Below are 18,049 nucleotides of genomic sequence, written 5' to 3'. Positions count from 1 at the left end.
GTCAGACAGGTCAGCCGCGGGTCTTCTCGCGCAGGAAAACCCGCGCCACGACGTTGAGGATCAGCACCGACAGCGTGATGAGCAATGCACCACCCCAGGCCAGGCGCACCCAGTTTTCATACGGGCTCAGCGCAAACTGGAAGATCACCACGGGCAGATTGGCCATCGGGGCGTTCATGTTGGTGCTGAAGAACTGGTTGTTCAGTGCGGTGAACAGCAGGGGCGCCGTCTCGCCGCTGATGCGGGCCACGGCCAGCAGCAGGCCGGTCATCACACCGCTGCGCGCTGCGCGCAGGGTGACCATGACGGAGACCTTCCAGCGCGGTGCGCCCAGGGCAAACGCCGCTTCGCGCAGGCTGCCGGGCACCAGGCGCAGCATGTTCTCCGTGGTGCGCACGACCACAGGCACTGCGATCAGCGACAGGGCCAGGCTGCCGGCCCAGCCGGAGAAGTTGCCCACGGTGGCCACGGCGATCGCGTAGACGAACAGCCCCAGCACGATGGACGGCGCAGACAGCATGATGTCGGTCACGAAGCGGGTCAGCTCTGCCGTCTTGCTCTGGCCACTGTACTCGGCCAGGTAAACACCGGCCAACACGCCGATGGGCGTGGACACCAGCACGGTGAAGCCCACCATCATCAGGCTGCCCACGATGGCGTTGGCCAGGCCACCGCCTTCGGAGCCCGGGGCCGGGGTCGACTGGGTGAACATGTTCCAGTCCAGCGCGGCGAAGCCGTTGGACAGCAGCACACTCAGGATCCAGAGCAGCACGAACAGGCCCAGCACCATCGCACCCAGGGACAGGGTCAGACCGATGGCATTGGAGCGCTGACGCTTCTTGTAGATTGTTTGGTTGAATTCCATGGAGCTTGGCCTCAATAGAGTGGATTCATGGAAGGGCTTACAGGCCCTTGGCCTTCTCGGCGCGCAGCAGCATGATCTTGGCGACCGACAGCACCACGAAGGTGATGACGAAGAGCAGGAAGCCCAGGGCGAACAGCGTGGACAGGTGGAAGTCCGCAGCCTCGCCGAACTCGTTGGCCAGCGTGGAAGCGATGGACGTACCGGGCGAGAACAGCGACGTGGGCATGCGGTTGGCGTTGCCGATGACGAAGGTCACGGCCATGGTCTCGCCCAGAGCGCGCCCCAGGCCCAGCATCACGCCGCCGATCACGCCCTTCTGGGTGTAGGGCAGCACCACGCGGCGCACCACTTCCCATGTCGTGCAGCCCAGGCCATAGGCCGACTCGCGCAGGATGGGAGGGACGATCTCGAACACGTCACGCATCACTGCAGCCACGAAGGGCAGCACCATGAACGCGAGCACGATGCCCGCCGCCAGGATGCCGAAGCCGTTGGTGCTGCCGCCGAACAGGAAGCCCACCAGCGGCATGGAGCCGAGCAGCTTTTGCACCGGCATCTGGAAGTAGTCTGCGAACAGCGGCGCAAACACGAACAGGCCGAACATGCCGTAGATGATGGATGGCACGGCCGCCAGCAACTCCACGGCCGTACCCAGCGGGCGGCGCAGCCACACAGGGCAGGTTTCCGTCAGGAACAGAGCGATGCCGAAGGCGAGCGGCACCGCAATCAGCAGTGCAATGCCCGCGCTGGCCAGGGTACCGACGATGGCGATCGCGGCACCGAATTCTTCATTGATGATGTCCCATTCGACACGCCAGATGAACTGGGCACCGAACTTGTGGAACGTAGGCCACGCGTAGACGAAAAGAGAGACGATGATGCCCAGCAACGCTGCGAGCACCAGCAGCGAGAGGCTCTGGGTCAGGCGATGGAAAAAGATGTCCTGCAGGCGTTGCCGCTTGGCAATCGAGACCATGGACTCTGTGGGGGCGCCCGTCACTTTGTTGACGGACACGGGTTGCGAACTCATGGTGGTTCCCACGCTCATGTTGACTCCCATCTGGCTTCTGGAGGCCCCACAAACCAGTACCCATCGGCCAGACCGGCCGGCCGATGGGTACTATTTTGGGGCAGACTGCTTTTATTGTTCGGATTACTTACTTCTTGATTTGCGACCAGACCTTCGAGCGGATCTCGGCGGTCAGGCTGTCAGGCAGCGGCACGTAGTCCAGTTCGGTGGCCATGCCCTTACCATTCTTGAAGGCCCATTCGAAGAACTTGAGCACTTCGGCCGATTGCGCCTTGTCGGCCGGGTCCTTGTACATCAGGATGAACGAGGCCGTGCTGACGGGCCAGCTGTCGGCACCCTTGGCGTTGACCATCGAGATGCCCATGCCGGGAACGCTGAACCAGTCTGCGCTGGCAGCGGCGGCAGCGAACGTCTTGTCGTCCGGGCTCACGTACTTGCCGTCAGCGTTTTGCAGCTGCAGGAAGTTCATGTTGTTCTTCTTCACATAGGCGTACTCGACGTAGCCGATGGCACCCTTCACGCGGGAGACGTTGGCGGCGACGCCTTCGTTGCCCTTGCCGCCCACGGACGATGCTGCGGGCCACTTGACGGCAGCGCCCTTGCCCACGGAGTCAGCCCATTCCTTGCTGACTGCCGACAGGTAGTCCGTCCAGTTGAAGGTAGTGCCGGAGCCGTCGGCGCGGTGCACCACGGTGATGTTCTGGTCAGGCAGGGTCTTGCCGGGGTTCAGGGCCGCCAGCTTGGCGTCGTTCCACTTGGCGATCTTGCCCAGGAACACGTCGGCCAGCACAGGGCCCGTGACGCGCAGTTCGCCGGGCTTGAAGCCGTCCAGGTTGATCACGGGCACCGTGCCGCCGATGATGGCGGGGAACTGCACCATGCCGTCCTTGTCGAGGTCAGCACCGGGGACCGGGGCGTCGGTGGCGCCGAACACGACGGTCTTGGCGCGGATCTGGCGGATGCCGCCGGACGAGCCGATGGACTGGTAGTTCAGGCCCGTGCCGGTTTCCTTCTTGTAGGCTTCTGCCCACTTGGCGTACATGGGGAAGGGAAAGGTAGCGCCAGCGCCGGTGATGTCCGCTGCAAAGGCACCACCGACCGCGAAGGTGGCCAGTGCGACTGCAACGGTTTTGAGAAATGTGCGTTTCATGAGGTTACCTTTGGACTAGGGTTAACAGGAACACCGTGAACTCTAGGGGTGCAAGATGACAATTCAGTGACAAAAAGCCACCCTCTCATCCAGCTACTACAGAGGGAAACGCCCTCTAAGGCAATGTCACGAACCCGTCACACAACCAACACACACTGGTTTGACGCTGGCCATTCCCTCCTCTTCTCCTGCCGTGCGCGGGCAGCAGCTTCCATGCGCCGTGGCACGCGGTAGGATGCCGGTTGAAGCTCCTACCAGAACAATATGCACAACGGCACACGCCTCGCCGCAGTCGACCTCGGCTCCAACAGTTTTCGCCTTGAAATTGGGCGCTACGAATTCGGTCACATACAGCGGGTCGAATATCTGAAAGAAACTGTCCGCCAGGGCAACGGCCTGGACGAAGACCGCAACCTGACCCCCGAAGCCATGGAGCGCGGTTGGGCGTGTCTCGCGCGTTTTGGCGAGCGCCTGGCGGGGTTTCCCCGCGCCCAGGTGCGCGCCGTGGCCACGCAGACCTTGCGCGAGGCGCGCAACCGCGAGGAATTCCTGTCGCGCGGCAGCGAGATGCTGGGCTACCCGATCGACGTGGTGTCGGGGCCCGAAGAAGCGCGCCTGATCTACCAGGGCGTTGCACGCCTGCTCCCCCAGTCCGATGAACGCCGTTTGGTCATCGACATCGGCGGGCGGTCTACCGAACTCATTCTGGGACAGCAATTCACGCCCCATGCGGTGGCATCGTTCCGCGTGGGCAGCGTGGCCTGGTCGCAGCGCTACTTTCCGCAAGGCGAATTCACGGCCACGGCATTCCTTGCCGCGGAGATTGCGGCCAAGGCCGTGCTCGACGAGGCTTTGGGAACGTTTCGCCCGGATGCCTGGGAGGTGGCCTATGGCTCGTCCGGCACGGCGGGTGCGGTGGGCGACATTCTGGCCGCTGCCGGAGGCACACCCGGCACCATCACCCGCGAGGGACTGGCGTGGCTGCACGAACGGTTGCTGCGCGCACAGACTGCCGACCGCCTGCGCATGGACGGTCTGAAGGAAGAGCGCCGGGCCGTGATCGGTGGCGGCGTCAGCGTGCTGCGGGCCGTGTTCGACCTGCTGGAGATCGACCAGATGCAGGTCGCACAAGGCGCGCTGCGCCAGGGCGCGCTGTACGATCTGCTGGACCGTGAACAGCCCGGCACCGACCTGCGCACCACCACCGTGAACGGGCTGATGCAGCGCTTCGGCGTGGACACCGAGCACGCTGAGCGGGTGGCGCGCACGGCATGCGCCTTGTTCGACCAGGCAGCACCGGCCGGCAGCGAGCGCGCCGCGCGCAAGCTCGACTGGGCAGCGCGCCTGCACGAGATCGGCTGTCTGATATCGCACAGCGACTACCACCGCCACGGCGCCTACATCCTCGACAACACCGATGCCGCCGGCTTTGCCGTACCGGAGCTGCACCGTCTGGGCATTCTGGTGCAAGGGCAACGCGGCAAGGTCCGCAAGATCGAGGCGGATCTGCTGGACCCGATGTTCGCGCTGCAGTTGCTGAGCCTGCGCTTGGCCGTGGCCCTGTGCCACGCCCGCCGCGACCCGGACACCGCCGGCCTGGCGCTGAGGCAGGATGGCCCGCGTTTTCACCTGGCAGCGCGCCCTGGCTGGGCCGCCGCATACCCGCAGTCGGCGCACTTGCTGCGCGAGGAAACGCAGGCCTGGCTGAAGACCCCGTGGGAGTTGGCCGTCAGTCTGGCCTGAATGGTGCGGACTGCGGTGCGCCGCCGCCAGCGGCGTCCTGGCTGAGTGTGGTCTTAAAACGGTATAAACTGTTTATACCGTTTATTCAACCTGCACCATGACAACTTCCAGCGCTCAGACCTCCAGCACCCCCACCCCTCCCGCCGTTGCTGCCGCCCCGGCCCCCGTCGCCAAACCGGTGAAAGCGACTGCTGCAGCGCCCAAGCCGGTGGCCAAGCCCGCTACCAAGCCAACGACCAAGGCTGCAGCAAAGCCCGCCGCCAAGCCCAAGGCCGCGGCACCCAAGCCACCTGCTGCAAAAGCCGTCAAGGCTGCAAAGCCCGCCAAGGCCCCGGTGGCCGACAGCGCCAAGGACAGCAAGGCCAAGAAGCCCAAGCTGGTGCGCGACAGCTTCACCATCCCCAAAGATGAATACGCAGTGATCGAGACGCTGAAGCAGCGCTCGGCCGCACTGGCCCAGCCCGTCAAGAAAAGCGAGCTGCTGCGTGCCGGCCTGAAGGTGCTGGCGGCCCTGTCGGACAGCGCCCTGCGCTCTGCCTTGCAAGCCGTGCCATCCATCAAGACAGGCCGCCCTAAAGCAGAGGCAACCAGTGCCAAGCCTGCACCTGCTGCACCCGCACCCGCAAAATCCAGCGCGGCCAAGCCTGCAGCGAAGACGGCCAAGGCCACCCGCAAATAAACTTATTGCAAAGGTGGCCGGTGAAGACGCGCCCAGCAAGCACAGGGCGATGTTGGTCAACGCGTTGACCGAGGTATTCCGTGCCTAAGGGGTTGATGGGCTGAGGGGCTTAGGGGCTGGTCTGCAGCCGCCGCCGGCCGCCCCATCGCGAGGCAACGCCTACAGCAGGTCCGGCGATTGGACAGCCAACAGCAATGTCTGGCTTTCATCCAGGCGCTGGCGCTGCCGCAGCCACCACACCGCCCCCTTGCGGACCGCGCAGTCTGCGGCCTGCAGCCCCATCAGTTGCGCAATGGTCTGCCCCAGCACAGGCTGGTGGCCAATGACCAGCACCGCGCCCTTCGAACGCGGCCACTGCACCAGTTCCAGCAGCTCCTGCGGCGTGCACCCTGGCAGTAATTCGGCGCGCATCTTGAACTTGCGTCCGAGGGCGCTGGCCGTCTGTTCGGTACGCCGCGCGGGGCTGGCCAGCACGCGCAGCCCTTCGGGCAGTTGGCGGTCCAGCCACGCGGCCATGCGCGCGGCCTGTTTTTCACCCCGCGGCGTCAGCGCCCGTGCCAGGTCGTCATGGCCCTCTTGCGGCTCTTCCGCCTCTGCATGCCGCCACAGGATCAGGTCCATCATGCAGCCCCTTGCTCGACAGCCCCCGCGGGCGGCACAGGCCCGTAGCGAACCATCAGTGCGTCTTGCGCACCCACGCCGTCGGTCGGGTGCTCCGCACGGTCGTAACCGCCCTCGGCGTTCAGCGTCCAGGCATCGCGGTTGTCGTGCAGATAGGCTACCAGGCACTCGTCCACGATCTGCTGGCGCAGCACCGGGTCGGTCACAGGCCAGGCCAGTTCCACGCGCCGCATCATGTTGCGGTTCATCCAGTCGGCGCTGGAGAGGTACAGGTCCTCCTGCTCGCCCGCCAGAAAGTAGAAGACCCGCGTGTGCTCCAGGAATCGTCCGATGACCGAGCGCACCCGGATGTTCTCCGTCGCGCCCGGCAGCCCGGCCGGCAGCATGCACGCACCGCGCACAATGAGGTCGATGCGCGCACCGCGCTGCCCTGCCAGGATGAGGGCCCGCATGAGCGCCTCGTCCGTCAGAGAGTTCATCTTGGCGACGATGCGGGCATCCTCGCCCCGGCTGGCCGCCAGGCCCACCTGCTCGATCTTCTCCAGCATGCGCCGGTGCAGATGGAACGGGGCCAACATGAGCTTGCGCAACCGGGGGGGCCGGTTCTGGCTGGCCAGATGGTTGAAGACGCCGTCCATGTCGGCGGTCATGTCTTCGTCTGCGGTGAGGTAGCTCAGGTCGGTGTAGAGCTTGGCGGTCCGCATGTTGTAGTTGCCGGTGGACAGGTGCCCGTAGCGCTTGAGCTGCCGCCCTTCCCTGCGAGTGACGAGCAGCATCTTGGCGTGGGTCTTGAGGCCCACCACCCCGTACACCACCTGCGCGCCGATGGACTCCAGCGCCTCAGCCCAGTTGATGTTGGCCTCTTCGTCAAAGCGCGCCTTGAGCTCCACGACCGCCATCACTTCCTTGCCGCGGCGCACCGCCTCGGTCAGGAGGTCCATGAGTTCGGAGTCCGACCCCGTGCGGTAGATGGTCTGCTTGATGACCAGCACGTTGGGGTCGTTCACCGCCTCCCGCAGGAATGCCAGCAGGCCGTCGAAGCTCTCGAACGGCTGGTGGATCAGCACGTCGCGCCGCCGCAGCTGCTCCATGATCGGCATGCCGGGCTGCAACTGGCGCGGCCACGCGGAGTTCCACGGCGCAAACATCAGCGAGGGGTCGTTGACCAGGTCCACCAGTTGCGTCAAGCGCACCAGGTTCACGGGGCCTTGCACACGGTACAGGGCCGCCGCAGGCAGGCCGAACTGCGCGAGCAAAAAGTCATACAGGAACTGTGAGCAGCCGGAGGACACTTCCAGCCGCACGGCCTGGCCGTAGTGGCGGTGCTGCAGCCCCTGGCGCAGCGCGGTCCGCAGGTTGCGGACGTCTTCCTCGTCCAGTGCCAGGTCCGAGTGCCGGGTCACCCGGAACTGCGAGAACTCCGTGACCTCCCGGCCGGGGAACAAATCCTCCAGATGGGACCGCACGATGCTGGACAGGCTGACGAAGAGGTTCCGCTCGGAGGCCACGCGCTCCGGGATGCGCACGAGCCGCGGCAGCGCCCGTGGCACCTTGACGATGGCGATTTCGTTTTCGCGGCCAAAGGCATCGTGCCCTTTCAAGCGCACGATGAAATTGAGCGACTTGTTGGCCACCTGCGGAAACGGGTGCGCTGGATCAAGCCCCACCGGGATCAACAGGGGCCGCACTTCGCTGGCAAAGTAGTCCAGCACCCAGCGCTTTTGCGCTGGCGAGCGCTCGCCGTGACCCAAGATGCGGATGCCATGCTCGGCAAACGCGGGGACCAGCGCCTCGTTGTACAGCGCGTACTGGCGCTCGACCAGGCCGTGCACCTTGGCGGCGACGGCTTCGAACGAGGCGGTGGAATAGCGGCCCTGCGTTTCGCCTTTTTGCGCTGCGGTGATGTGCGGCGCAGCCCGCACTTCAAAGAACTCGTCGAGGTTGGAGGAAACAATGCACAGGTAGCGCAGCCGCTCCAGCAGCGGCACATCGCTGCGCACCGCCCAGTCGAGCACGCGCTCGTTGAAGGCCAGGATGCTGTGGTCGCGGTCAAGGAACGCAGGCAACTGCGCGGCCTGCGTCAGTGCAGCCGGGGCACCGTCATGACGGTCATGTGACAAGGCAGCGAGAGGGTGTTCGGTCATGGCAGCGGTATCGAACCGCATGGCGGCAGCGTCATCGGAAAGCAAAGGCAGCATGGGTACGCCAACGCGGCAAATGCGGGATGACCTCAGTATTTAACGCCCAGATGACAGTGATGTGACAGATTTTGTGACAGATGGCGGCACCGTCACTGTGCCGGAGCGCGCAGGTACGAGGTGCTGCTCGAACAGGCGTGCCGCGTGTGCCCAGGTGAAATCCAATGCACGGGCACGCGCCTCACACCGGGGAATGGCCAGCGCTTCCTGCGCAGCAATCAGCAGGCTGTCATGCAGCACGCCGCCCTGCGGTGCCTCGCCCGCATGGGCCCCGAGCACTTCCATGGGCCCGTCGACCGGGAATGCCGCCACCGGCGTACCGCAGGCCATGGCTTCCAGCATCACAAGGCCAAAGGTTTCCGAGCGGCTTGGAAACACGAACACATCGGCCGCCGCATACACCCGAGCCAGCGCCGACCGCTCCAGAATGCCCAGCCAGCGGACCTGCGGGTAGCGGGCTTTGAGGCGCGCCTCCAGCGGCCCGACGCCGCAGACCACTTTTGTTCCCGGCATGTCCAGCTGCAGGAAGGCCTCGATGTTCTTCTCGTACGACACCCGCCCCACGTACAAGGCGACGGGATGGGCCAGCGTGCCCGTGAGCGGGCTGTGGGCCACTTCGCCGTGGAAAGAAAATGCCTGCGTGTCGACGCCGTGCGTCCACAGGCGCAAGTTGCCGAAGCCCCGTTGTGCCAGCATCTGCAGGACGCCCTGGGTGGGCACCATGACACCTGACGAAGGCCGATGAAAATGCCGGAACAGCGCATACCCCCACGACAGCGGCACGCGCAGGGCTGCCTGCAATATCTCCGGAAAGCGGGTATGAAACGCCGTGGTGAAGGCCAGGCCCTTGCGCAGGCAATGGCGCCGCCCGGCCCAGCCCAGCGGACCCTCGGTGGCCAGGTGAATGGCGTCGGGCTGGATCTCGTCGAGCATGCGGGCCACCTGCTTTGCGGGGCGCACCGCCAGGTCGATGCCCGCATAGCCCGGGCAGGGACGCGTCTGGAACTGGCCGGGCTCGATCACCCGCACCTCGTGCCCCAGCGCCTCAAGCTCATGCACCAGCTCCAGGAGGGTGGTGACCACACCGTTGACCTGGGGACGCCATGCGTCGGTGACCAGTGCGATTCTCATACCGTAGCCTCCGCTGCCACAGGGGACGCTGCGCGTTGCGGCGCGGGCGCATGCCATTGCACCAGTTCGAGCCGGCCGTCCATGTGTTCTACCAGCGCAGTGCGGCTCTCCACCCAGTCGCCGTCGTTGCAGTACAGCGTGCCGTCGATCTCGCGCATCTCGGCACGGTGGATGTGGCCGCACACCACACCGCCATGGCCGCGGCGGCGGGCCTCGGCAGCCACCGCCACCTCGAAGTCGGTCACGTAGTTCAGCGCCTTCTTGACCTTGCCCTTGAGGTACGCCGAGAGCGACCAGTACGGCAGCCCCATGCGCGCGCGCAGGGTGTTCAGGTAGCGGTTGAGCTTGAGGGTGAACTCATAGAGATTGTCGCCCACGTAGGCGAGCCACTTGGCGCACTGGATCACGCCGTCGAAGTAGTCGCCGTGCGTCACCCACAGCGTGCGGCCGTCGGCCGTGGTGTGCACGGTGTCCTCGGCCACCTCGATGCCGCCGAACGAGTGGCCGACGAAGGCGCGGGCGAACTCGTCATGGTTGCCGGGCACGAAGACCACGCGGCAGCCCTTGCGCGCACGGCGCAGCAGCTTTTGCACCACGTCGTTGTGGGCCTGGGGCCAGAACCAGCGGCGGCGCAGTTGCCAGCCGTCCACGATGTCTCCCACCAGGTACAGATGGTCGCTGGGGTGGTGCTTCAGGAAGTCGAGCAGGGCCTCGGCCTGGCAGCCGGGGGTGCCCAGGTGCAGGTCGGAGATGAACACCGCTCGCAGATGCCGGTGTCCTGGTGGATGCGCGTCGTCGGCGGCGTCGGCGGCAGGGTCCTGCCCACCTCCCACGTGTGCAGTCCAGTCGCCGAGCGCGTCGAACGCGGCGCGCATCAGGCCCCCAGAAAGTGCTTGCGGTAGCGCGGGTGCAGGTCTGCCAGCCGCATGAGCATGGGCAGGTCTGCCGTGTTGAAGTCCGGGTCCCACGCGGGGGCGCCCAGCACCCGCGCACCCAGGCGCAGGTACCCCTTGATCAGGGCCGGCGGCTCCACGAAGACCGAGCCGTCCAGTTGGTCGATGGGCAGCGGCAGGCGGGGCAGCACGTGGTATTCGATGGGGGCCAGGTGCGTCTGGCGCACCTGGTTCCAGATGCTGGCGGCGGCATCGCCGCTGATCACGCCGTTGTGCAGCATGGGAATGCTGGCGCAGCCGATCATGGTGTCGAGCTGGTTGCGCACCATGAAGTCGGCCAGCGCGCTCCACAGCGCCATGATCACGCCGCCGTGGCGGTGGTCCGGGTGCACGCAGCTGCGGCCCAGTTCGACCATGCGCGGACGCAGGGTGCGCAGGCGGGTCAGATCGAATTCAGTGTCGCTGTAGGTGCTGCCGACGCGGCGGGCCTGGGCTGGCGTGAGCACTCGGTAAGTCCCAATGACTTGCTGGCTCTGAGCATCGCGCACCAACAGGTGCTCGCAATAATCGTCGAACAGGTCCACGTCGTGGCCGGCGATGGGGGTCGTCAATCGAGCGCCCATCTCCGCCGCGAACACATCGAACCGCAGTTTCTGCGCCTGGCGCACTTCATCTTCGTGCCGCGCCCAGGTCACCTGGATGGCGCCACGCTCGGGCGCTGTCCTTGCTGCGCCGGGCACGGCACCTGGGGCTTGCAGGGCGCCATGGGGCAGCGCATCGTGGGGCAGGATCGGCGTCAAGGCGGACAGCTCATTCATGGTGCAACATCTCCTGATGTAGGGCCACAGGAGCGAACATTCCCGCAGCGGCCAGGGAATCTGTTCCCTGCGCCGCAGTGTGGGATGGGCCCATGACATCGGCATGTCGATGGCATGTCAGCGGCATGACAGGCAAGCGTTTTCCACGACGCGGGAGGGGGCCCGTGCGCCTGCATAATGGATTCAGGAAACCTCGCCGTGCAGACCACCCTCCCCGCCCGATCCCGCAGGTCCCTCACGGGACCACTGGTGGTTTTTGTTCTGTCAGAGCTGTGTGCGGCCGGGCTGATCTGGACGCTGGAGCAGCAAGAGCGCGATCAGCAGCGCACCCAGGTGGCCGATATCGCAGGCGACCATGTGCAGGCGCTGCAGCGGGCCATCGAGCTGGCGCTGTCGGCCAACAACACCCTGGTGGCTCTGGTCCGGCAGGGCCGGGGTACCGTCACCCAGTTCGAAGACATCGGCACGCAATTGCTGCCGTTTTACCCCGGCATCGCAGCCATGGGGCTGGCGCCCCAGGGGGTGGTCAAGCAGGTTGTGCCGCGCCAGGGCAATGAAAACGTCATCGGATTCGACCAGCTCAACGACCCCCGCCAGGGCCCCGAGGCCGCGCGCGCCCGCGAGTCCGGCCGCCTGACGCTGGCAGGCCCGTTGGAGCTGGTGCAGGGCGGGCTGGGCGTGGTGGGGCGCCAGCCGGTGTACCTCGACAACGCGCAGGGCCAGCGCACGTTCTGGGGCTTCACGTACGTCACGATTCGCCTGCCCGAGGTGCTGGACGTGGCGCGGCTGCCGCAGCTGACCCAGCGCGGCTACCACTACCGGCTGTGGCGCGTGCGGCCTGGCACGCAGGAAGAGCAGACCATTGCAGCTTCTGTGCCACCGCCCGCCGCCGAGCAGGCTGTTGGCAGGCCGCTCAATTTGCCCAACGGGCAGTGGATGCTGAGCCTGGCCCCTGCGCAGGGCTGGGGCCACCCCGGCGTGCTGGCCGTGCGGTGTGCCCTGGGCCTGGGGTTTGCACTGATGATGGCGTACCTCGCCTGGCTGCTGTTCAGGCTCAAGGCGCACGAAAAAGGCCTGGAGCAACAGGTCGAGCAGCGCACGGCCGAGATCCAGGCCACGCAGCAGCAGCTGCGCGCCACCATCGACGCCATCCCCGATCCGCTGTTCGAAATCGACCAGGAGGGCCGCTATTGCAGCGTGCACAGCCAGCGGCCAGAACTGCTGATGGCTCCTGTGGAGGATTTGATCGGGCGCAATGTGACGGACATGCTGCCCGCGCTGGCGGCGCTTGCAGTGATGGACGTGCTGCACGAGGCCGAGCAGCACGGCTGGTCCAACGGGCGGCAGATCATGGTCGACCTGCCCGGCCTGGGCACCAGCTGGTTCGAGCTGTCTGCCGCGCGCAAGACCGCCGCGCCTGGCGGCGATGCACCACGGTACATCGTGCTCTCGCGCGACATCACCGAACGCAAGCGGTCGCAAGAGCAGCTGCAGCTCACCGCCCAGGTGTTCGACCAGAGCAGCGAAGCCATCGTCATCGCCGACGCGACACACACCGTCGTACGCATCAACAAGGCGTTCACGCGCATTACGGGCTATTCAGAGGCGGAGGCCATCGGCCAGTCGGTGCGCCTGCTCACCGCGGCAGAGTCCGTGCGGGATTTCGATGCCGACACGGTGTATGCGCGGCTCACGCAGGATGGGCATTGGGAGGGCGAGGTCCGCGGACGCCGCAAGGACGGCACGACCTACCCGCAGTGGCTGTCGGTGAGCAGCGTGCGCGACGGCAAAGGGGTGGTGACGCATTCGATCACGCTGTTTCGCGACATCACCCAGCAGCGCGAGGCGCAAGACCGCATCCAGCGCCTGGCGCATTTCGATCCGCTCACGGAGCTGCCCAACCGCGCACTGCTGGCCGAGCGGGCCCAGCGGTACATCGACGACGAGCGGGCCCGCGGCGGCACCCTGGCGCTGCTGTTTCTGGACCTGGACCACTTCAAGAACGTCAACGACTCGCTCGGCCACCGCATTGGCGACGTGTTGCTGGTGGCGGTGGCGCGCAGGCTGCAGTCGCTGCTGCAGTCGCACGACACCGTGTCGCGCCTGGGTGGCGACGAGTTCCTGCTGCTCTTGCCCGCCACCTCGGCAGCCGCGGCCGCGGAGGTAGCCAACCAGCTGTTGGTAGCGGTGGCTGAACCCTTTCAGCTTGACCCGTACGAGCTCACGACCACGCTGTCGGTGGGCATTGCGATGTACCCGGCGGACGGTGAAACATTCGACACACTCTACCAGCGGGCCGATGCAGCCATGTACCGCGCCAAGCAAAATGGACGCAACCGGTACGGCTTCTTCACCGCCGACCTGGAGGCCCGCACCGCACGCGCGCTGCAGATCGAAAACGCCCTGCGCCGCGCCCTGGAGCGCAACCAGTTCGAGCTGCACTACCAACCCCAGGTGTCGCTGGACACCCGCAAGCTGGTGGGCGCCGAGGCCCTGCTGCGCTGGCGCCACCCCGAGCTGGGCATGGTGTCACCCGCCGAGTTCGTGCCGGTGGCAGAGAGCAGCGGCATGATCGTCGCGATCGGCGAATGGGTGATCCGCACCGCCGTGAACGACATCAAGCGCTGGCTGGACATGCAACTGCCGCTCAGGGCCGTGTCGGTGAACGTGTCGGCCGTGCAGTTCCGCCACCCGCAGTTGCCCGAGATGGTCACGCGCTGCCTGGTGCAGGCCGGCTTGCCCGCGCGGCGGCTGGAGCTGGAGCTGACCGAGGGCGCTGCCGTGGACGACCCCGCCGCCGCGCTGGCCATGATGGACCAGCTGCACGACCGTGGCGTGCGCCTGTCGATGGACGACTTCGGCACCGGATATTCGTCGCTGAGCTATCTCAAACGCTTTCAGATCTACAAGCTCAAGATCGACCAGTCGTTCGTGCGGGACCTGGAAGACGATGCCAACGACCGCGCCATCGTGAGCGCCATCATCCGCATGGCCCAAGCCCTGGGCATGCAGACCACGGCCGAGGGCGTGGAGACCGATGGGCAGCTCGACTTCTTGCGGGCGCAGGGGTGCGACGAGGGCCAGGGCTACCTCTTCAGCCGGCCCCTGCCCGCAGCTGACTTCGAAGCGTACCTGCGCAGCCATCTGGCACAGCCTGCTGTAGCTGCAAAGCTCTGAAGGGGCCAGCAAGCAGGTGAAGGTGAGCACGAGCAACGCCTGCTGTGCAGGTGCTCAGGGGCTGCACTACCGAGCAGCCATCCGCCCGCAGGTTCGGCTGTGAGGTGGCACTGCTACAATTTGGTACAAATTTCCTGCCTCCGGCATTCCATCGCTCCCGGTTTCCATGTCCGCGCCCTACGGCGCTCCAGAGTTGCAGCGTCCTGGAGCCGCCCCCCAAACACCCCTGCAGCGCGCCTTGCGCGAACAGCAAACCTTGCTCGACAGTGCAGGCGTCGGCATCGTCTTTCTGCGCCAGCGCAGCGTGGTGCGGTGCAACCAGCGGTATGCGGAGATCTTTGGCTACGCCAGTGCCGAGCGGGTGGTGGGGCAAAACACCGAAGCCTTCTACCCCGACCGCGACGCCTTCAGGGAACTGGGGCGCACGGCCTACCCGGTGCTGGCACAGGGCCAGTCGTTTCGCATCGAACGCCCCCTGCGCCGGCGCGATGGCAGCCTGTTCTGGGGAAGCCTCACGGGGCGCCTCATCAATCCGCACGACACGGCCGAAGGCTCGATCTGGATCGTTGACGACATCGACGAACAAAAACGCGCCGAAGCCGCACTGAACGCGGCCGTTAGCGAAAAACAGTTGCTGTTCGACAGTGCCATGGTGGGCATCGTCTTCCTGCGCGACCGGCAGTTGACGCGCTGCAACCACCATTTCGAGCAGATGCTGGGCTACCAGCCTGGCGAGCTGGTCGGCAGCTCGTCGCGCCGCTGGTATGCCAGCGACGCGGCCTGGGACGAGGTGGGCCGCCGGTGCTATCCGCCCATGGCGGCAGGCTTGACCTACGAGGGCGAGGTGGAGTTGTGCCGCAAGGACGGCACCCCCGTGATCTGCGAAGTGCGCAGCAAGTCGCTGGACCCTGCGGACGCGTCGCAGGGCGCCATCTGGATCACCATGGACATCACCGAGCGCAAACAGGCCCAAGCGGCCCTGGCGCGGGCGCACGAGGACCTGGAGCAACAGGTACAGGACCGCACCCAGGAACTGCGCGAGACGGTGGACAACCTGCACCGCGAGATCAGCGACCGCAAGGCGGACCAGGAGCGCATCTACTGGCTGGCCCACTACGACGCCCTGACCGGCCTGCCCAACCGCACGCTGCTGTCCGAACGGGCGCAGCAGGCCATCCGCGTGGCGCAGGAGGGCAACACGCCGCTGGCCGTGATCTTCCTGGACCTGGACCATTTCAAGCACGTGAACGACTCGCTGGGCCACCGCGTGGGCGATGTGCTGCTGGTGGAGATCGCCAAGCGGCTGCGCGCCGTGGTGCGGGACAAGGACACCGTGTCGCGCCTGGGCGGCGATGAGTTCGTGCTGCTGCTACCGGGTGCCAATGCCCACGGCGCAGCCCGCGTGGCAGGCAAGCTGCAGGAGGCCTCGCGCCAGCATTACCAGATCGATCACCACGAGCTGACCATGGCGCCCTCCATGGGCATCGCACTGTTTCCGCAGGACGGCGCCGACTTCGACACGCTGACCCAGTCGGCCGACGTGGCCATGTACCGGGCCAAGCTCGATGGGCGCAACACCTTCAAGTTCTTCACGCCCGAGATGCAGGCCCAGTCCGTGCGCGCGCTGCAGCTTGAAAACGCCCTGCGCCGCGCCCTGGAGCGCAACCAGCTGCAACTGCACTACCAGCCCCAGATGAGCCTGACCACAGGCGCCGTGCGCAGCGTGGAGGCCCTGCTGCGCTGGAACCACCCGCAACTGGGCGCCATCTCGCCTGCAGAGTTCATCCCTATCGCCGAAGACAGCGGCCAGATCCTGCAGATTGGCGAGTGGGTACTTCGCACGGCGCTGGCACAGCTGAAGGTGTGGCGCGCCGATGGATTCCCTGGCCTGATGATGGCAGTGAACCTGTCGGCGATCCAGTTCCGCCAGCCGCAACTGCCCGAGATGGTGAGCCGCGTCCTGGCGGAGTTCGACCTGCCGCCAAATGCGCTGGAACTAGAGCTGACCGAAGGCGTGGCCGTGGACGACCCCCATGCCGCCGTGGCCACCATGGACCAACTGCATGCGCGCGGCGTACGCATGTCGATGGACGACTTCGGTACGGGCTACTCATCGCTGAGCCAGCTCAAGCGCTTTCAGATCTTCAAGCTCAAGATCGACCAATCGTTCGTGCGCGACCTGGGCGACGATGGCAACGACCGAGCCATCGTGAGCGCCATCATCCGCATGGCCCAGGCACTGGGCATGCGCACCACGGCAGAGGGTGTGGAAACGGAAGGGCAGCTGGCCTTTTTGCTGGAACAAGGCTGCGACGAGGCGCAGGGCTACCACTTCAGTATGCCCCTGGCCGCACCGGAGCTGGAAGTCTTCATGCGGCAGCAACTGGTGCACTGACTGTCTTTGCGCCAAGACAACACACCTCTGCAGTGCGACAACTTTGCCTCCAGCTCAGGGCCACTGCGCATCGGATCTAGATAAAAACAAGACCTACCGCTTGATAGACAAGCGCAAGCAGCTATATTTTTAATAGCAAGCCAAGAGCCGACCTCTTTGCAGCCCCAAGGTGCTTCTGCGCTGTTGCTGTTGCTGCTGCTACCCACGCAGCAGCAGGCCTACCGGCACGCTGGGCCGTATCCACCGCGGTAGCAGTCACACCCCACGCCGTTACGCCGTAAACACCGTCAAGTCTTCAACGGATCGGGAAGGCGTACATCAGCCCCTGTTTGTTCCACTGGTTGTTCAGCCCGCGGGGCAGTCCCAGCGCGGACTTGGGGCCGACATTGCGGTCGAAGATTTCGCCGTAATTGCCCGTGGTCTTGACGGCCCGCAGCATCCAGTCCCGGTCCAGGCCCAGCAGCTTGCCCGTGTCTTCCGACGTGCCCAGAATGCGCTGCACGACCGGGTTCGTGCTGCTGGCTTTCAGTTGGTCCGCGTTGGCCTGCGTCACGCCATATTCTTCGGATTCGATGAGGCCGTAAATGACCCACTTGACCACCGCAAACCACTCGTCGTCGCCCCGGCGTACCAGGGGGCCGAGGGGTTCCTTGGAGATCAGGTCCGGGAGGATGGTGTGTACCGCAGCTCCGTCGCGCACAGTGCTGCGCAAGGACGCCAGGCCCGACGCATCCGTGGTGTAGGCCGTGCAGCGGCCCGCCAGATAGGCACTGGTGGCCACGTCGATCTTCTCGAACATCACGGGCTTGACGTCCAGGCCGTTGGCGCGTGAATAGTCGAGCAGATTCTTCTCGGTGGTGGTGCCCGACTGCACGCACACGGTCTGCCCCTTGAGCTGGCGGGCGCTCTTGATCTTGCTCTTGGTGGGGACGATGAAGCCCTGCCCGTCGTAGTAGGTCACCACCGTCTGGTGCAAGCCCAGCGATGCGTCGCGCGTGAGCGAGAACGTGGTGTTGCGCGAGAGCACGTCCACCTCGCCCGACTGCAGCGCGGTAAAGCGCTGGGGCACGTCCACCGGCACGTACTTGACCTTCTGTCCATCACCGAGCACCGCGGCCGCCAAAGCGCGGCACACGTCCACGTCCAGGCCCGACCATTTGCCGCTCGCGTCGGCCATCGCAAACCCGGCCAGGCCGGTGTTGACGCCGCACACCAGTTGCCCCCGCGCCTTGATGCCGTCCAGCGTCTTGCCGGCATGCGCCGAGGGCGCCGCAGCCAGGGCTGTCAACGCTGTCAATGCGGCAAACCCCATCACAGCGATCTGGTCCCACGATGTCTTCATGCGGTGT

General features: G+C 65.8%; 13 protein-coding genes. 4 read left to right on the top strand and 9 right to left on the bottom strand.

Translation table 11 applies throughout. From position 1 onward, the window contains the following. Nucleotides 1-10: 10 nt before the first annotated feature. The 3 genes from pstA to pstS form a co-directional block, all read right to left on the bottom strand. On the bottom strand, nt 11-865 hold the full coding sequence (gene pstA / locus ACSQ3N_RS10110) for a phosphate ABC transporter permease PstA (RefSeq protein ID WP_056163706.1): 855 nt from the start codon (nt 863-865) through the stop codon (nt 11-13). A 37-nt stretch (nt 866-902) separates the two neighbouring features. Then, on the bottom strand, nt 903-1,925 hold the full coding sequence (gene pstC, locus ACSQ3N_RS10105) for a phosphate ABC transporter permease subunit PstC (RefSeq protein WP_056163703.1): 1,023 nt from the start codon (nt 1,923-1,925) through the stop codon (nt 903-905). Between the two features lie 97 nt (nt 1,926-2,022). Further along, nucleotides 2,023-3,045, bottom strand: coding sequence for a phosphate ABC transporter substrate-binding protein PstS (gene pstS, locus ACSQ3N_RS10100; RefSeq protein ID WP_436146163.1), 1,023 nt, complete (start codon nt 3,043-3,045; stop codon nt 2,023-2,025). Nucleotides 3,046-3,309: 264 nt separating this feature from the next. On the opposite strand from pstS, the gene ACSQ3N_RS10095 reads away from it, so the two are divergent. Together ACSQ3N_RS10095 and ACSQ3N_RS10090 are read left to right on the top strand one after the other, a co-directional pair. Continuing rightward, complete coding sequence (locus tag ACSQ3N_RS10095) at nt 3,310-4,788, top strand: Ppx/GppA phosphatase family protein (RefSeq protein WP_436146162.1); 1,479 nt, start codon at nt 3,310-3,312, stop codon at nt 4,786-4,788. Nucleotides 4,789-4,885: 97 nt separating this feature from the next. Next, a complete protein-coding gene (locus ACSQ3N_RS10090) occupies nt 4,886-5,467 on the top strand; it encodes a hypothetical protein (protein ID WP_436146161.1) in 582 nt (193 codons plus the stop codon). 159 nt (nt 5,468-5,626) lie between these two features. On the opposite strand, the gene ACSQ3N_RS10085 is transcribed toward ACSQ3N_RS10090, so the two are convergent. The 5 genes from ACSQ3N_RS10085 to ACSQ3N_RS10065 form a co-directional block, all read right to left on the bottom strand. Further along, nucleotides 5,627-6,091: a SixA phosphatase family protein gene (locus ACSQ3N_RS10085; protein ID WP_436146160.1), complete on the bottom strand. Its 465-nt coding sequence runs from the start codon at nt 6,089-6,091 to the stop codon at nt 5,627-5,629. Continuing rightward, nucleotides 6,088-8,232, bottom strand: coding sequence for a polyphosphate kinase 1 (ppk1, locus tag ACSQ3N_RS10080; RefSeq protein WP_436146159.1), 2,145 nt, complete (start codon nt 8,230-8,232; stop codon nt 6,088-6,090). Before ppk1 ends, ACSQ3N_RS10085 begins: the two co-directional genes overlap by 4 nt. Nucleotides 8,233-8,325: 93 nt before the next feature. Next, on the bottom strand, nt 8,326-9,417 hold the full coding sequence (locus tag ACSQ3N_RS10075) for a glycosyltransferase family 4 protein (protein WP_056163689.1): 1,092 nt from the start codon (nt 9,415-9,417) through the stop codon (nt 8,326-8,328). Then, the gene (locus ACSQ3N_RS10070; RefSeq protein WP_056163685.1) at nt 9,414-10,292 is read right to left on the bottom strand and encodes a UDP-2,3-diacylglucosamine diphosphatase; all 879 of its coding nucleotides are present in this window, start codon (nt 10,290-10,292) and stop codon (nt 9,414-9,416) included. Before ACSQ3N_RS10070 ends, ACSQ3N_RS10075 begins: the two co-directional genes overlap by 4 nt. After that, entirely contained in the window at nt 10,292-11,128 is an 837-nt protein-coding gene (locus ACSQ3N_RS10065; RefSeq protein ID WP_056163683.1) for a GNAT family N-acetyltransferase, read from the bottom strand. Before ACSQ3N_RS10065 ends, ACSQ3N_RS10070 begins: the two co-directional genes overlap by 1 nt. 198 nt (nt 11,129-11,326) lie before the next feature. Here ACSQ3N_RS10065 and ACSQ3N_RS10060 point away from each other — a divergent pair, with 198 nt between their 5' ends. Then, the gene (locus ACSQ3N_RS10060; protein ID WP_436146158.1) at nt 11,327-14,305 is read left to right on the top strand and encodes a bifunctional diguanylate cyclase/phosphodiesterase; all 2,979 of its coding nucleotides are present in this window, start codon (nt 11,327-11,329) and stop codon (nt 14,303-14,305) included. A gap of 166 nt (nt 14,306-14,471) precedes the next feature. Continuing rightward, the gene (locus tag ACSQ3N_RS10055; protein ID WP_056163678.1) at nt 14,472-16,700 is read left to right on the top strand and encodes a bifunctional diguanylate cyclase/phosphodiesterase; all 2,229 of its coding nucleotides are present in this window, start codon (nt 14,472-14,474) and stop codon (nt 16,698-16,700) included. 295 nt (nt 16,701-16,995) lie between these two features. Here the strand turns inward: ACSQ3N_RS10055 and ACSQ3N_RS10050 are convergent, their stop codons facing one another. Next, nucleotides 16,996-18,042: an amino acid ABC transporter substrate-binding protein gene (locus ACSQ3N_RS10050; RefSeq protein ID WP_082516750.1), complete on the bottom strand. Its 1,047-nt coding sequence runs from the start codon at nt 18,040-18,042 to the stop codon at nt 16,996-16,998. Nucleotides 18,043-18,049: the final 7 nt, after the last annotated feature.

Origin of the sequence: Acidovorax sp. LjRoot194 (assembly GCF_964253015.1) — a bacterium.
In the GTDB taxonomy this organism is placed as follows: Bacteria; Pseudomonadota; Gammaproteobacteria; order Burkholderiales; family Burkholderiaceae_C; genus Acidovorax.
Note: the sequence above shows the minus strand (reverse complement) of the source record. Positions and strands in the feature narration are given on the sequence as shown.

Coding starts and splice junctions, on each gene's coding strand:
- pstA (WP_056163706.1), bottom strand. CDS start 865: ATGGAATTCAACCAAACAATCTACAAGAAGCGTCAGCGCTCCAATGCC.
- pstC (WP_056163703.1), bottom strand. CDS start 1,925: ATGGGAGTCAACATGAGCGTGGGAACCACCATGAGTTCGCAACCCGTG.
- pstS (WP_436146163.1), bottom strand. CDS start 3,045: ATGAAACGCACATTTCTCAAAACCGTTGCAGTCGCACTGGCCACCTTC.
- ACSQ3N_RS10095 (WP_436146162.1), top strand. CDS start 3,310: ATGCACAACGGCACACGCCTCGCCGCAGTCGACCTCGGCTCCAACAGT.
- ACSQ3N_RS10090 (WP_436146161.1), top strand. CDS start 4,886: ATGACAACTTCCAGCGCTCAGACCTCCAGCACCCCCACCCCTCCCGCC.
- ACSQ3N_RS10085 (WP_436146160.1), bottom strand. CDS start 6,091: ATGATGGACCTGATCCTGTGGCGGCATGCAGAGGCGGAAGAGCCGCAA.
- ppk1 (WP_436146159.1), bottom strand. CDS start 8,232: ATGACCGAACACCCTCTCGCTGCCTTGTCACATGACCGTCATGACGGT.
- ACSQ3N_RS10075 (WP_056163689.1), bottom strand. CDS start 9,417: ATGAGAATCGCACTGGTCACCGACGCATGGCGTCCCCAGGTCAACGGT.
- ACSQ3N_RS10070 (WP_056163685.1), bottom strand. CDS start 10,292: ATGCGCGCCGCGTTCGACGCGCTCGGCGACTGGACTGCACACGTGGGA.
- ACSQ3N_RS10065 (WP_056163683.1), bottom strand. CDS start 11,128: ATGAATGAGCTGTCCGCCTTGACGCCGATCCTGCCCCACGATGCGCTG.
- ACSQ3N_RS10055 (WP_056163678.1), top strand. CDS start 14,472: ATGTCCGCGCCCTACGGCGCTCCAGAGTTGCAGCGTCCTGGAGCCGCC.
- ACSQ3N_RS10050 (WP_082516750.1), bottom strand. CDS start 18,042: ATGAAGACATCGTGGGACCAGATCGCTGTGATGGGGTTTGCCGCATTG.